The 13,065-nt window shown below is 38.5% G+C and carries 14 protein-coding genes; 9 read left to right on the top strand and 5 right to left on the bottom strand.

Features of this window, described 5'->3' with window-relative positions; all coding sequences use genetic code 11:
* The first annotated feature begins 32 nt into the window (after nucleotides 1-32).
* Nucleotides 33-797: a type I methionyl aminopeptidase gene (gene map / locus SHI21_RS08840; protein WP_323575995.1), complete on the top strand. Its 765-nt coding sequence runs from the start codon at nucleotides 33-35 to the stop codon at nucleotides 795-797.
* A 6-nt stretch (nucleotides 798-803) separates the two neighbouring features.
* Nucleotides 804-1,604 carry a (2Fe-2S)-binding protein gene (locus SHI21_RS08845; protein ID WP_323575996.1) on the top strand — a complete coding sequence of 267 codons (801 nt, stop codon included), beginning with the start codon at nucleotides 804-806 and terminating at the stop codon, nucleotides 1,602-1,604.
* On the opposite strand, the gene SHI21_RS08850 is transcribed toward SHI21_RS08845, so the two are convergent.
* Nucleotides 1,557-2,210: a hypothetical protein gene (locus SHI21_RS08850; protein WP_323575997.1), complete on the bottom strand. Its 654-nt coding sequence runs from the start codon at nucleotides 2,208-2,210 to the stop codon at nucleotides 1,557-1,559. The two genes, SHI21_RS08845 and SHI21_RS08850, sit on opposite strands and share 48 nt — an antisense overlap.
* A gap of 95 nt (nucleotides 2,211-2,305) precedes the next feature.
* Between SHI21_RS08850 and tatC the strand changes: the two genes are divergently transcribed.
* The 7 genes from tatC (at nucleotide 2,306) to SHI21_RS08885 (ending at nucleotide 7,195) form a co-directional block, all read left to right on the top strand.
* On the top strand, nucleotides 2,306-3,046 hold the full coding sequence (tatC, locus tag SHI21_RS08855) for a twin-arginine translocase subunit TatC (protein ID WP_323575998.1): 741 nt from the start codon (nucleotides 2,306-2,308) through the stop codon (nucleotides 3,044-3,046).
* Entirely contained in the window at nucleotides 3,046-3,543 is a 498-nt protein-coding gene (locus tag SHI21_RS08860; RefSeq protein ID WP_323575999.1) for a DUF4149 domain-containing protein, read from the top strand. The genes tatC and SHI21_RS08860 overlap by 1 nt, the downstream gene beginning before the upstream one ends.
* A complete protein-coding gene (rfaD, locus tag SHI21_RS08865) occupies nucleotides 3,540-4,517 on the top strand; it encodes an ADP-glyceromanno-heptose 6-epimerase (RefSeq protein ID WP_323576000.1) in 978 nt (325 codons plus the stop codon). The genes SHI21_RS08860 and rfaD overlap by 4 nt, the downstream gene beginning before the upstream one ends.
* A 12-nt stretch (nucleotides 4,518-4,529) precedes the next feature.
* Nucleotides 4,530-4,958: a FliG C-terminal domain-containing protein gene (locus tag SHI21_RS08870; RefSeq protein ID WP_323576001.1), complete on the top strand. Its 429-nt coding sequence runs from the start codon at nucleotides 4,530-4,532 to the stop codon at nucleotides 4,956-4,958.
* A 537-nt stretch (nucleotides 4,959-5,495) separates the two neighbouring features.
* Nucleotides 5,496-5,954 (top strand): hypothetical protein, encoded by a 459-nt coding sequence (locus SHI21_RS08875; protein ID WP_323576002.1) that lies wholly within the window; start codon nucleotides 5,496-5,498, stop codon nucleotides 5,952-5,954.
* A gap of 203 nt (nucleotides 5,955-6,157) precedes the next feature.
* Nucleotides 6,158-6,610 (top strand): TraR/DksA family transcriptional regulator, encoded by a 453-nt coding sequence (locus tag SHI21_RS08880; RefSeq protein ID WP_323576003.1) that lies wholly within the window; start codon nucleotides 6,158-6,160, stop codon nucleotides 6,608-6,610.
* Nucleotides 6,611-6,844: 234 nt separating this feature from the next.
* Nucleotides 6,845-7,195, top strand: a complete 351-nt coding sequence (locus tag SHI21_RS08885) for an FHA domain-containing protein (RefSeq protein ID WP_323576004.1) — start codon at nucleotides 6,845-6,847, stop codon at nucleotides 7,193-7,195.
* On the opposite strand, the gene SHI21_RS08890 is transcribed toward SHI21_RS08885, so the two are convergent.
* The 4 genes from SHI21_RS08890 to SHI21_RS08905 all read right to left on the bottom strand — a co-directional run bounded on the left by SHI21_RS08890 (nucleotide 7,192) and on the right by SHI21_RS08905 (nucleotide 13,039).
* The gene (locus SHI21_RS08890) at nucleotides 7,192-8,013 is read right to left on the bottom strand and encodes a hypothetical protein (protein WP_323576005.1); all 822 of its coding nucleotides are present in this window, start codon (nucleotides 8,011-8,013) and stop codon (nucleotides 7,192-7,194) included. The genes SHI21_RS08885 and SHI21_RS08890 overlap by 4 nt on opposite strands.
* Before the next feature lie 48 nt (nucleotides 8,014-8,061).
* A complete protein-coding gene (locus SHI21_RS08895) occupies nucleotides 8,062-9,645 on the bottom strand; it encodes a hypothetical protein (protein ID WP_323576006.1) in 1,584 nt (527 codons plus the stop codon).
* Nucleotides 9,646-9,649: 4 nt separating this feature from the next.
* The gene (locus SHI21_RS08900) at nucleotides 9,650-11,341 is read right to left on the bottom strand and encodes a hypothetical protein (RefSeq protein WP_323576007.1); all 1,692 of its coding nucleotides are present in this window, start codon (nucleotides 11,339-11,341) and stop codon (nucleotides 9,650-9,652) included.
* A gap of 90 nt (nucleotides 11,342-11,431) precedes the next feature.
* Nucleotides 11,432-13,039 (bottom strand): hypothetical protein, encoded by a 1,608-nt coding sequence (locus SHI21_RS08905; protein WP_323576008.1) that lies wholly within the window; start codon nucleotides 13,037-13,039, stop codon nucleotides 11,432-11,434.
* Nucleotides 13,040-13,065: the final 26 nt, after the last annotated feature.

Here is a 13,065-nt window from a genome sequence, read left to right on the forward strand (position 1 = left end):
GAAAAATCTTCAGACTCATTGGAAAATTATTTATGATCACTATAAAATCCGCACGTGAAATCGAACTAATGAGGGCCACTAGTAAGCTCGCTGCTCAGACTTTGGAGTATATTGAACCATTTGTCGTACCAGGTGTCAGCACAGAAGAATTAGACAAAATCTGTCATGACTTCATTATTAAGAACGGGGCCTACCCTTCATGCCTGAATTATCACGGTTTCCCGAAATCTGTGTGTACTTCACTAAACGAAGTCATCTGTCATGGGATTCCAAGCAAGTCTGATATCGTTAAAGACGGGGACATCTTAAATATCGACGTTACGACTTACTTAAATAAGTTTCACGGAGACACGAATAAGACTTTCTTAGTTGGAAACGTTTCAGAAGAAGTAAAAAAGTTAGTTGAGATCACATATCTTTGCACGCGCGAAGGAATCAAGACTGTTCGCCCTGGTGGACGTATTGGTGATATCGGTGCTGTTATTCAGGAAATCGCTCACTCGCATGGTTACTCGGTAGTTGAAGACTACTGTGGACATGGGATCGGCCGCGAATTCCACGAAGCTCCTCAAGTTGTTCACGTTGGAAAGAAGGGAACTGGCGCAGAAATGAAGCCGGGGATGACTTTCACGATTGAGCCCATGATCAATCTTGGTAAAAAAGAAGGGCGCGTTTTAAAAGACGGCTGGACTGTTGTAACAAGAGATAAAAAATGGTCAGCACAGTTTGAGCACACAATTCTTGTGACTCCAGACGGGCACGAAATCCTAACTCTTAGATCTGATGAGAAGCCGTAACTCTATATGATGGAGTCGACAGCATTCTTTAACGCTAAAGCGGTCTTGCCGGATGTGAGTCTATTTTTAGATATCGATCCTAAGCGCGATACCATTAAAGAATTTCATTTTGACGGGCCTCGTGCCTCACACTTTGCTGTCGAGATGGAAGAGCTGAAGCTTTTGACCCTTGGAAAGACTTTAGAGCAAATCAAAAAAATCACACGTGAAAGTATTTCAGTTGAAACCAAACTTCCCAATGGAAAAACATCGATTTTACCGGTTGGACTTTGGCTTTTAAGAAAAGCGATTGCCACTTATGTTGGTGAAGGGCGCTTCTATAAAGAACAACACGACATGGTCTGCCTTTGTTTTTCTGTTACCAAAGCTGACATCGTTAAAAAAGTTTTAGCGAATAAAGACTTCGAATTGAAAACTCTGATCCATGAAACCATGGCCTCAAGTGCTTGTGGCAGTTGCAGAATGCCGATTGAAAAATTAATTATTGATACCCGTAACGCTCACGGATTGATTAAAGGTCTCGATCATTCAAAGGCCCGTAAGGATGTTAACGGGAATTGGATTAAAGTCGCAGGAATGTACCCAGGGCCACTTCTGATTAAGCTCGATGAATTAAAACGCGAGTGGATGGAACGAGAAAAAATTACGGATCAATTCGAGATTGAGTTTACGAATATTGAAGGTCTGCATTTAACAGTATCGATCAATTCTACCAATGAAAAACAGATGGCAGGACTGATGTCGGCGTTAACTGATTTCTTAAAGTCCAGACTGGGCATTTTGTTTTTTCTTAAGAGCATCGATTGATTTTTTCTTTTCAATCGCACACTGCCTTTTAATCTCATGAAAATTTTGTAGCTTCTTAAAAATAATATCAATTTTATTTTTCTGTGTGATCAATTGGTGTGTTGAAAGCTCTTCTTCAAGATACTTAATTTTTTCGTTAAAGCCTTTGAGTTCCGGGATGGCATTTTCCAGGCAATCAGGTGTCGCCAGCTCACTTTGCAATCCTGAAAGGTACTGGATGAACATGCGAGGGACTTGCTTTTGGAATTCGTTGATATAGCCCATTTTAAAAGGGCGCATGCTGACATCGACGCCGCTTAAGCTTAAATCGTAGATCTCATGCTCTTTCATTAAAAGCATTCTTAGAAGGCCCACTGATGGAGAGTAGGTTTTCGATTTGCAAATCTCGTCTACATAGTTCTTTTTTAGGTTGATATCATTGGTGCTTGCCAGCTCGTTGACGAACTCTTGGTTCAAACGAAACAAAGCGTTTTGAATTTCTTTCTTGTGAAGGGCCTCTTCTTCTTTTGCTAAGCATTGTAAAAGCAGGTTGGGTGCAGCAAGAGTCTCGGAACTATGCCCGATAGACATGATCAACAAAAGCGTGAAAGCTGACTTCTTAAACATAGATAATCCCACTCAAATTTTTACAATTATACTCTCTAAGTATATAGTTCTACCTATATATTGCAAGAAACACCGGTGAGTTTAATTTGAAAGAAATGAGTTTTTGGGAACACGTTGAAGACCTTCGCAAAGTTATCATGCGAATCATCTATATTTTGGTCATTGCAATCTGTGTGACGACTTATTTCGTTGACGACATCACCGAGTGGTTACTAAAGCCAATTCGTATGTCATTACACGACACCCATTCAGGTGTTCTGGTTTATCACAGTATTTTTGAGAAAGCGTGGGTGCAAGTCGACGTGAGTATCTGGTGGGCGATTATGATCTCGTCACCATTTTGGTTTTATCAGGTTTGGAGTTTTATCAGACCAGGTCTGCACGAACATGAAGTGCGCGCCGTAAAACCATTTATGATTCTTGGATGGTTTTTATTCATTGCTGGTATGGCCTTTGGATACTACATCGCTTTCCCGGCCGTTTTTAATTTCCTATCAGCAGTAGGGGTTGGAGACATTCAGGCCAACATCAATCTTCGCGACTACATTTCGACATCAAGTCAGATTCTTTTATTTTTAGGTTTCATTTTTCAGGTTCCCAACATTCTTTTGATTCTAGGGTTCATGGGAATTGTAACCAAGCAGTCACTTCGAGCAATGCGTAGATACATCTACGTTGGTCTTGCGGTTTTCGCAGCGATCTTCTCACCACCAGATGTTATTTCAATGATGGCCGTATGGATTCCATGCTGCGCTCTTTTTGAAATTGGTGTCTTGTTAGTTGCATGGGTTGTTCATCCGTATCTTAAAGGCGTTCACATGAAGGAAAATAAATAATGAAGAACTTAAAAAAAATTAGCGTTGAAATGGTTCTGCCATTTCTTTTGGCATGGTTTTTAATGACGGTCTTAGTAGACATCATCACGATCCCTACAGTGTTTAGAAATTCAACGAGTATCGTTGATGCCGGAAAAATTGGAATGACGGTTTTTGGCCGCTTCAATGCTTTTGAAATCGTTTTTGGAGTGATTGTTCTGATTGGATCAATTGTGAACTTCAAAGTTTTAAAAAATAAGAAGTGGATGTTTTTTGCAGCTCCGCTTTTAGTCTTAGCTTTTATTTATAAATTCTACATGACTCCGATGATCACTAACACGACTTATGAAATTCATAAAACAGAAGTGTCTGATCCTCGTTATGCTGAACTTCAAAGTCAGCATGCTCAGTACCACAATATGTACAGATACTTTGATACGTCTAAATTAATTTTTCTTCTGGTATTCATGGGAGTGGTCTTATCTGATCGCGTGAAATCAAATAAGGAGATCGCATGATTTTAGTTACTGGTGGAGCGGGCTTCATTGGAAGCGTTCTTGCTAAAACGTTAAACCTTCTAGGGCACACTGATCTTGTGATCGTGGACAAGCTGGAAGATTCTACAAAGTGGAAAAACCTTCGCGGTGTAAAATACATCGACTACATTCACGCTGATGAATTATTCAGTGGCGAGTACGATGACCTGATTGCTGAAACCGATTTAATCTTTCACATGGGTGCTTGTTCTTCTACAACAGAAAAGAACATGGACTTCTTGATGAAAAACAATGTGGCGTACTCGCAAGCGTTGTTTAGATTTGCAGCGACTAAAAATATTCCTTTTATCTACGCCAGTTCTGCTGCCACTTATGGTGATGGTGAACAAGGCTATAGTGACGACCATGTTGGTCTGTTTGAATTAATGCCGATGAATCCTTATGGATACTCGAAGCAATTATTCGATGAATGGGTTTTAAAAGAAGATAAAAAACCAGACCATTGGTTTGGATTTAAATTCTTTAACGTATTTGGCCCTAACGAATACCATAAAGAAGATATGAGATCGCTGGTTCATAAAGCGTTCGAGCAAATATCATCTGGCTCACCAGTAAAACTTTTCAAATCTCACCGTCCGGATTTTAAAGATGGGCAACAGTTACGTGACTTCGTTTATGTAAAAGATGTTGTAAGAGTGATGATTGAATTAGCTGATCCGGAAAAATCAGAATTCTCTGGGATTTATAATTTAGGAACAGGGAAGGCGAGAAGCTTCCTTGATTTAATCAATGCGACTTACAAAGCAATGGATAAAGCTCCTAAAGTAGAATTCATCGATATGCCTGAGGCCATCAGAGGGCAGTATCAGTATTACACGCAAGCTGAAATGGGAAAACTTCTCTCAGCTATTCCTGGATTTGAGTTTTGCTCTCTTGAAGAAGGCGTAAAGGATTACGTGCAAAACCATTTAATGAAATCAAACCCTCACTGCTAAGGAGTAAACTCAATGAAGTTTCAAGGCGGAGTTAAAGAAGCAGCAAAGATGCTGGCGGGACTATCAAAGTCGGCCCGTGAAAAAGTGTTAGATCTTATTTCAAAAAAAGATCCTAAGATGGCCGAGACCCTTCATAAGAGTATGTATACTTTTGATGACCTTCAATACTTAACGCCAATGATGCTTATTGAGCTTCTGCGCTCGGTAAAGATGAGTGACATGGGTCTTGCTCTACGAATTTCATCGAACGAGTTAAAAGACCATATAATGAAGAATACTCCGCGTGGGATGCGCCAGGAAATAGAAGAACTTTTATTGGGCCCACCACAACTGGCCTCTAAAGTAGAAGAAGCGCAGGAAAGGATCATGGTTATCGTGCGCGAAAAAATCGATAAAGGTCAGCTTATCATCAATAAAGATTCATCAGAGACCTACGTCTAGTTAGAATTCGTTTGTTCAGTGTCATCTCCGCCCTGAAAAAAGTGGTGGAGACAAATTGTCAGTGTCATTTCCCATCATTCAAAGCATTAGTGAACCACTTCTGTAGGACCAAGTCTGCGAATAACCGTAGGACCAACTTCGCAGTGTCTTGGCACGATTCTCGCTTTATATAATATTAAGAAAGCAGGAAATCTAGGATGGGTTTTTTGTCGAAGATCTCTTCTAGGATGGATGAGATCGTGAGTTCGAAAGCAAGGACGGCTTAGATCAACTTTTATTAAGGGGACTATTCACATGAGTAAAAAAGGACTTTTCACACTGACAAACATGACTGATCTGCTGAATAAAATTCTCCTCGTCTTTAATCCGCCCCTCCGCAATATGGAGCGAGTTTTAGTCCGAGTCGAAGCACAGCAACAGAGGAAAAAGTATTGACCCTAGAAGCTATATAAATATTAGCTAGCTAGTATGAAAAAATATTGTTTAACTAATTAATTCAACGGGCGTACTTACATAGAGAACTTTAAAGGAGTCTCTATGAAGTACGCCCTTTCTATTTTAGGCCTATCATTTTTTGTTTCAACATATTCAAGCATTGCTCATGCACGCTCTATCACATCATTCGGTCAATCAGATGCCATCTCAGCTGTTGCTGACTTCATGTATGATGTAGGTGAAGACATTCCTGTCTCAACTCGCATGACAGATAAAAAAATCAATATAAAGGATCTTTCGAAATGCACGACAGTTACTTCAGAAGAAGTTGTTGATGACGTGAGTGCGGCCATTAGAACGGTTATGCGCTTCTATCCTGATGAAGACATTCCTTTTGAAGCGGCCCTGGCAGATATGGAAGATTATCTTGATCACCAGGTTTTCAAAAAGTGTATTCTTATTAAGAGGAGAGCTCACTCCCTTGTAAGAAGTTCATACTATTTGAATTCAGAAGATAAAATTCATTTACGCTTGGACAATATAGCACTTACACCAGAGTAAAATTGGCCACCATTTAAACATATCTTTTAGGAAAAGGGCCGCTCTGGCCCTTTTTTATTATCAAAATACACAATACACGTTCAAAAAAGTTGGCATAGCTAGTGCAATACTAAGTTCGAGTCACTCAGGAAGAGCGACTTTACGAGAGAGGATTTTTCGTAACGTATCTCAGGGATTGATAAATAGTAATATAAGGAGTTTTTATGAACGCTGAAATGATGAAACAATTTGAAAACCTTTTTATTGAACTTAAGAAATCAACTCTTAACGAGATGAAAATGGAAACTCCATCACTTGAAAAAGGTGACGAGATTGATCTTTCTCAAGAAGACCGTCAGCGTGAACTTGATCTTAAACTTTTAGCAAGACAAAATTTCATGCTAAAGAAAATTGATAATGCTCTTTTTCAAATCAAGAACGGTACTTTTGGAATTTGTCATGAATGCGATGGTGAGATTGAAATTAACCGTCTTCGTGCAAGACCAGTAGCTACTCAGTGTATCGCTTGTAAAGAAGAGTCTGAAAGAGGCGAAGGACATATGATGTATGAAAAACGTTCTCATACACAAGGTAAGAGTTTACATGGAAATGTTATTCCACTTAGAGCTCACGCTGAAGATTTAGCATCAGTTCTTACTGGAAACTCTGATTACTAATATTGGAATTATTTAATAATTAAATAAATATAAAGATAAAGTGCAAACCTTAAGACGGTTTGCACTTTTTTTGTTTAAAGCCCAGCTATCTTGGCAATTTTTTTCACATCACATTTTTTTGATTTTATCTAAGTTATGAATATAATTTAATTAAATCTTCTTTCTGAGCAAAGTCTTGTTTCTAACTATAATTTAGGCTGAGCGGAGATTAAGAATCTAACTAGGTAATAAAAAATGGCAGTAGTACTAGTAATCACCAGACACGACAATCCTCAGGATATAAAAGAAATCACAGTCACAAAAAAATTGGTGCTTGGGAATTCTATTTACTGTGATGTGATTCTTGAAGATAAGACAGTTGCGAGTATGCAGTGTGAAATTCAGCCATCGAAAACTGGTCATATTATTGCTAAAAATTTAGATGCAAAAAAAGAAGTGTTATTGAATCAGACACGCCTTAAAAAATCGGCGCTTAATAGCACGGACATTTTAAAGATCGGCCCGTACTTGTTGAGCATTGATAAAGATCAGCTAACTGCTGAAGAGCTTGCCGTCATTAATACAGAGTATGAAGAATTCGTCTAAAGCAGTTGTTTAAGTTTTTCTTCGGAAAATTTTGTTGGATCGATTGCTGTGCTTGAATCAATGTGAGTAGACTCCAGACCATTTGTCGTAAGCCATTTTTGTAGACTCTCTGCACTCTTTACTAGATCACTACTTTTTTTCACTTCAGCTTCCAGCTCGTAAGAGATGACACCGCGGTTATTTGTTTCACCGACCTGAACTGTGAATTGGTCTTCTGCGATTTTAAGTTTAATCTTCACTCTTTTTTTATCGTTCATGTGAGTAGAGAAGTAGCGCTCTTCTTTTGTACATTGAGGACACAGCGCTTGCGTGAAAGTGATAATACCTTTTTCATCTAATAGATTTTGAATGCTGCCGGCGATTGTTAGCGCGTAGGGATCAAGAGCTTCGAGTTTGGAATGATAACTTTGAATCGTTTGAATAAGTGAACTGTCGTTTACGATATCCATCGAAATGGATTCAGTCTTTTTTGCGCTAAAAATCGAAAGTGTTGATGAGCTTAGTACTTTTTGAGTTTGCCACGTTAGAGCAACACCATCCCACTGGAAGCGGATCTTTACTGTAGGCTGAGCTGTTTTTAACTGATAGGCCTCGTTTTTAAAGATGTCGAAGTAGAAGTCTGAACGACCTGATTCTTCACCTTTAAACTTCTGCAGGAAAACGCTTTTAAGCTCATTAAAACCTGTTTTAGTGAGGTTGATCTTTAATTCCACTTCAGTCTTTGAAGGAAATCCAAGATCGCCGGAAGAGGCCATTGCGGGCGCCTGAAGGCCTAATAAGAAAGTAAGCGTCAATGTAGTGGTAAGGTGTTTCAACATGCCCTATGGTTTATGATAGGGCATTGAGATGGTCAAATTAGTTTTAGATTAATTCAAGAATAATTTAATGATATCAACACATTTATCAGTGGTTTTTCCAGCTTCCACTTTAGGAAGTTTTGCAATTTTTTTAGCAAGTGCTTCTGTTTGGGCCTTTATGGATTCCTCATCAAATTTCATATATCCCATTGTACCAAAGTAGTTGAGAGAATTTTTAGTAACCTTTTGGTAAGTCAGAATTCCTTCAGTTTCGCCTAACTTTTTTTCCAGATTAGCGATGATGGATTTTTGAATAACCATATTCATATCGGTGGTCGGTTCTGGATGAATTGCGTAGTCGTAGACTGCTGCGATTTCATCTGGAAATGTGGCCAGTGGGGCAAGAAACTCTTTTTCATGTGCATAAGTGCTGGCGTAATTAAACTCCAGAGCACGTGGATCAATTAAGTAGGCCGAAATTCTTTTTTGTCCAAATGTCTGAGCTGTTTGGATGGAAGGAGTAAAAGAAAGAAATGGACTCCCGTCAGGCTTGGACGCATGATTCGAAAAGAGCGTTGTGATTCTTGCAGCTTTAGTAAATTCACTTGAACCCTTGTTATCGGTCCCTATAAATTTTTCGTTCATAGATGTTAGAGAGCGAAGCCTTCTATTCCAAGAACCTTGATTTTTTGTCATCATGGTCGACATGACAAAAATGTTCTGATCTAAAATAGCATCGGCCTGAGAAAGTTTTTTTCCTGCTTCAATAGGAGTTTGAATCATATCATCGTCAATCCCACGATAGATAATGACTCTTTGATCAAGTGGAGCGGGATTTCTAATAATATCTAAATGTGTTTCCCAATATCTTTTTTCAAAAGGGGCCATTTCTTCCCAAGGCAAATAGGCCTGCACTAAATCAGCTGCACCTTTTCTATCACCAATCGATACGAGATACCTGAACTGTTTTTCTTCAGGGGCAGCATCAAGAGCGGCCATTCTTGCTTTTCTTTGTTCCGCTAATGCTTTTTTCTCAGCATTTCTTTTTTTATCGAGCTTGGCAAACTCAGCAAGTTTTTTATCCCAGACAGCTGCTTCGGCCAGGATAGAACTATTAAGTTTTTCGCTGGCCCCGGAATCCGGGCCAAGTGGAGTTAAGACAGACCTTCTTATTTTGGCGACAGCATGGAGTGAGGTCGGATCATTATTGATAGCATTGTAATAGAGTTCAAAAATAAAATGAGGGGATGAGAAATTTGATCTGATAAGCCCATCCAGAAGGCGAGATAAGTTTAAAGTTGCTGCATGATCTTTAAAAGCACCATTGGCATATCTGATTTTGATAATGTTATTATTATCTTCAATGATTGGTTCAATCTTAAACAGGACATCATCTATTAAATTATTATCTTCGATGAGATTAATTTTAATTGGAGTGTTATTAGTAAGTCTTGTTGAATTGTTTTGGACAGTTTCTAAAAAGTCTTCTTCTCCAGCTCCTGCTTGTGAAGCTTTTATGGTAAATAATGTTTCTACCGCAGCTTCTGCTTCTGCATTAACTGCCTGAGTAGCAATAGTTCTGTTGACGTTCATGCTTGAGCATGAAGTGAGCAAAAAACTTGCAAGGATGATAAATGAAAAAAACTTTTTCATAATTTTACTTCCAGAATAACTGAATTAAGTCTTTGCAAGCAGCTTTACTAGTGTTCATTGCTGCTATTTCGTTTGCCAGCTCTTGAGCAGCACTTTCTTTTTCTAAAGCTTCATACGTTTCGAGAGCACTCTTTTTTACTTCATTTAATTGCTCGGGGTCATCTTTTAATACATCGGAAATGGTCTTAACAAAGTCATCTACAGCATGAGCTTTTGTTATCGCTGCATGAGGATTAGGATTAGTTGATTTGAAGTCTAATGAAGCAGTAAAAAATTCTGAAGAGTTTTTTACAATGCGCTCAAATATTTCTTCACCTTTACCGGCACCCATTTCTCGCTCAATTTTTTCAATGGCCGTTTTTCTTAAAAATTTCTCTACCTCATCTGGATCGACATCTGTTTGAACTCGGTAATCATAGACGGCCGCAAGGTCTTCGGGAAAACTTGCCAGAGGTATTAAAAATTCAAGTTCTGCTGGAAATCGAGAAGCAAAGTTAAAATACATAAGTCTTGGGTCAACAAAATAAGCAGTATTGGTCTGCTTACCAAAAGCGCTGGCGATTTTAAAACTAGGAGAGTAGGAAAGGAATGGACTTCCTGATGGCTCTTCTGCATGTTTGAAAAACATGTTACTTATACGAGCGGATTTTGTGTATTCGCTTGAGAGAACTTTATCAGTTCCCATATATTTGTCATACATAGTATTGAGAGATCTTAAACGTCTATTCCACGTCCCTTGATTCTTAGACATCATCGTCGACATGAGAAAAACTTTCTGATCTAGGATGGCCTCAGTTCTTGATAATTTTTTTCCGGCCACTTCGCCTGTCTGGATAATATCGCCATCAATTCCGCGATAGACCAAAACTCGTTGATCCAGTGGAAGCGGATTGACCATAACATCTAGGTGAGTTTCCCAGAATAATTTTTCAAAAGGAGGCATATGCTCCCATGGAAGGTAAGACCTCAATAACTTTGCTGCTCCTTTACGGTCATTTCTTGCGATAAGGTTTCTAAACTGCTGGTCATCGGAAACTTTATCAAGAGCATCCATGACACTTTTTCTTGCTTCAGTTTTAATTTTAATTTTTTTCTTATAAAGAGTTTCTTGCTTCTCAAACTGCTCTTGGATATTGGCCCAATAGGTTCTACGTTCATAAAGGCTTGTGAGGTCACTATCACCAAAAGGATTGTAGGACTTATCGGTCAGGCCTAGATATCTGAGTTTCGCCAAAGCTTGAAGCGAGAGAAAATCTTGTGACTTAGCATTGTAGTAAAGTTCAAAGATTGAATATTCAGACACAAACTTAGAATGAATTAATTGATCATAGAAACGCAAAAGTTCATTAGAAGCATTGCGATCATAGAAGGCTTCATGAGAAAATAGAATTTTAACTTTATGTTTTTGATTTTCAATCGTTGGTAAAATTTTAAAAGCAGTTTCAGGAGGAAGTGTAGGATCTGAAACAAATTCTACGTGTATAAAGGCCGAAAGAAATATGTCAGACCTTTTTTGGATATAGTTTATGTCTTTAGTAAAATTAGATGAGGATTTAATTGTCATTAGCTGATCAACATTTAAAGGGGCAAGGGCTTCATTGGCAATTGATCTATCTAGGTAAACGTGTTGATAGTTACTCGAACATGACGAGATCAATAGCGTGAGGGCAAGAAAAGCAGGTAAAAAAAACTTCACATAAACCTCAAAATTACAGACAGACCTAGTAAACTTGTCGGTTATTTCGTTAAAAATGTTTAGTGATTCTTTTGTCTAAATTTTAGACAGTTATTTCCAAAATAGCTGAATTAAATCTGTGCAAGACGTATTCGTTTTACCCGTTTTTAAGTTAGAGACCTCGGCCGCTGGCATTCCTAACGTTTTTTTGAAAAAGTTAGTCAGCTTTCCATCTGGCCCGATCCCCTGAACTGCTCCACCTCTAGCTTTCTGCAAAGGTGCAAAATACTTTTTAGAATTTTCTTCTATGAGCTCAAAGGCCTTAGCTCCTTTTCCTGCACCTAGTGTTTTTTCTAACTTTGCTATGGCCTTCTTTTTTAAGAATTCTGCTTGATCTTCGATATCTGGATAAATGTCTGCATCGTAAACAGCGGCCAGCTCATCGGGAAAACTCATCAGAGGTGAAAGAAATTCATATTCAGTCGGATACTTAGAAGCATAATTATAATAAAGGATTCTAGGATCAATGAAGTAGGCACCACTTCTTTGATTTCCAAACTGCTTCGCAATGTAAAACATAGGAGTATAGGAAAGGAATGGACTTCCTGATGGATCAATAGAGTGTTTTGCAAACATGTTAGTGATTCGTACGGCCTTAGTAAGCTCAGTTGATCCTGTATATCCAGTTCCAGGATTCATAACATCGTTGTTAATAAATTTGTCATACATCGAAGTCAGCGACCTAAGACGTCTGTTCCATGATCCTTGATTTTTAGTTAAAATACTCGACATGATAAAAACGTTTTGCTTTTTGATGGCCTCTTCAGTTGTGAGCTTTTTTCCTGCGCCTTCTGCAGCCTGAATGGCGTCGCCATCGAGACCACGATAAATGAGAACACGTTCTTCAAGCGGAAGAGGGTTTTCGATAATGGAAAGATGATTTTCCCAAAACAATTTTTCAAATGGTGGCATTTCTTCCCATGGAAGATATTGTCTTAAAAGTTTCGCTGCACCTTTTCTATCATTTTTTGCGATTAGAGTTCTAAACTGCTGGTCCTCGCTGACCTTATCAAGTACGTCCATGACAGCACGTCTTTCATCTGCGTCGATTTTTTTTGATTTGGTATAAATGCGTTCTTGCTTTTCGAATTCTTCATTAACCTGGCCCCAGTAATCAATACTTTCTTTGTTGCGGTTAACGAATTCCGGATCAGCAACTTTAGTAAAAGTCAGTGCTCTTAATTTCGCCAGAACTTGCAATGCTGAAAAATCTTTTTCCTTAGCATTGTAGTACAGCTCAAATAGCGAGTAGGGACTGGCGAAATTTGTTTTACCATCCATGAATAATAGTGTTTTAAGTTCAGTTATTGCATCGAGATCAGTTTTGGCAGAAACAGAATGAAATATTTTTACAACGTATTTTTGCTTTTCAATTGTAGGAACAATTTTAAAAGCAATATCATTGCTCATCTTAGGATCTTCAATGACCTGATAGTCTATTTGAAGTTGAATTCCAAACTTTTTAGGGGCGAGAATTTCAGGTAATGATTTTGCCAGGTCCATTTCAGGGCCAGTATAAGTGGAAGACTTGATAGTCATGGTTTCATCAAGAGTGACCGGAAGTTCAACTTCATTTGCAATGGAGCGGTCAGTGTACTGACTTTGGAAAAAAGTTGAACATGATGATGTGAACAAAGTGAAAACGAGAAGTGCAGACATAAAGAATGTCCTTTTCATTTTCGTTT

The organism is Bacteriovorax sp. PP10, from assembly GCF_035013165.1.
GTDB classification, from domain to species: domain Bacteria; phylum Bdellovibrionota; class Bacteriovoracia; order Bacteriovoracales; family Bacteriovoracaceae; genus Bacteriovorax; species Bacteriovorax antarcticus.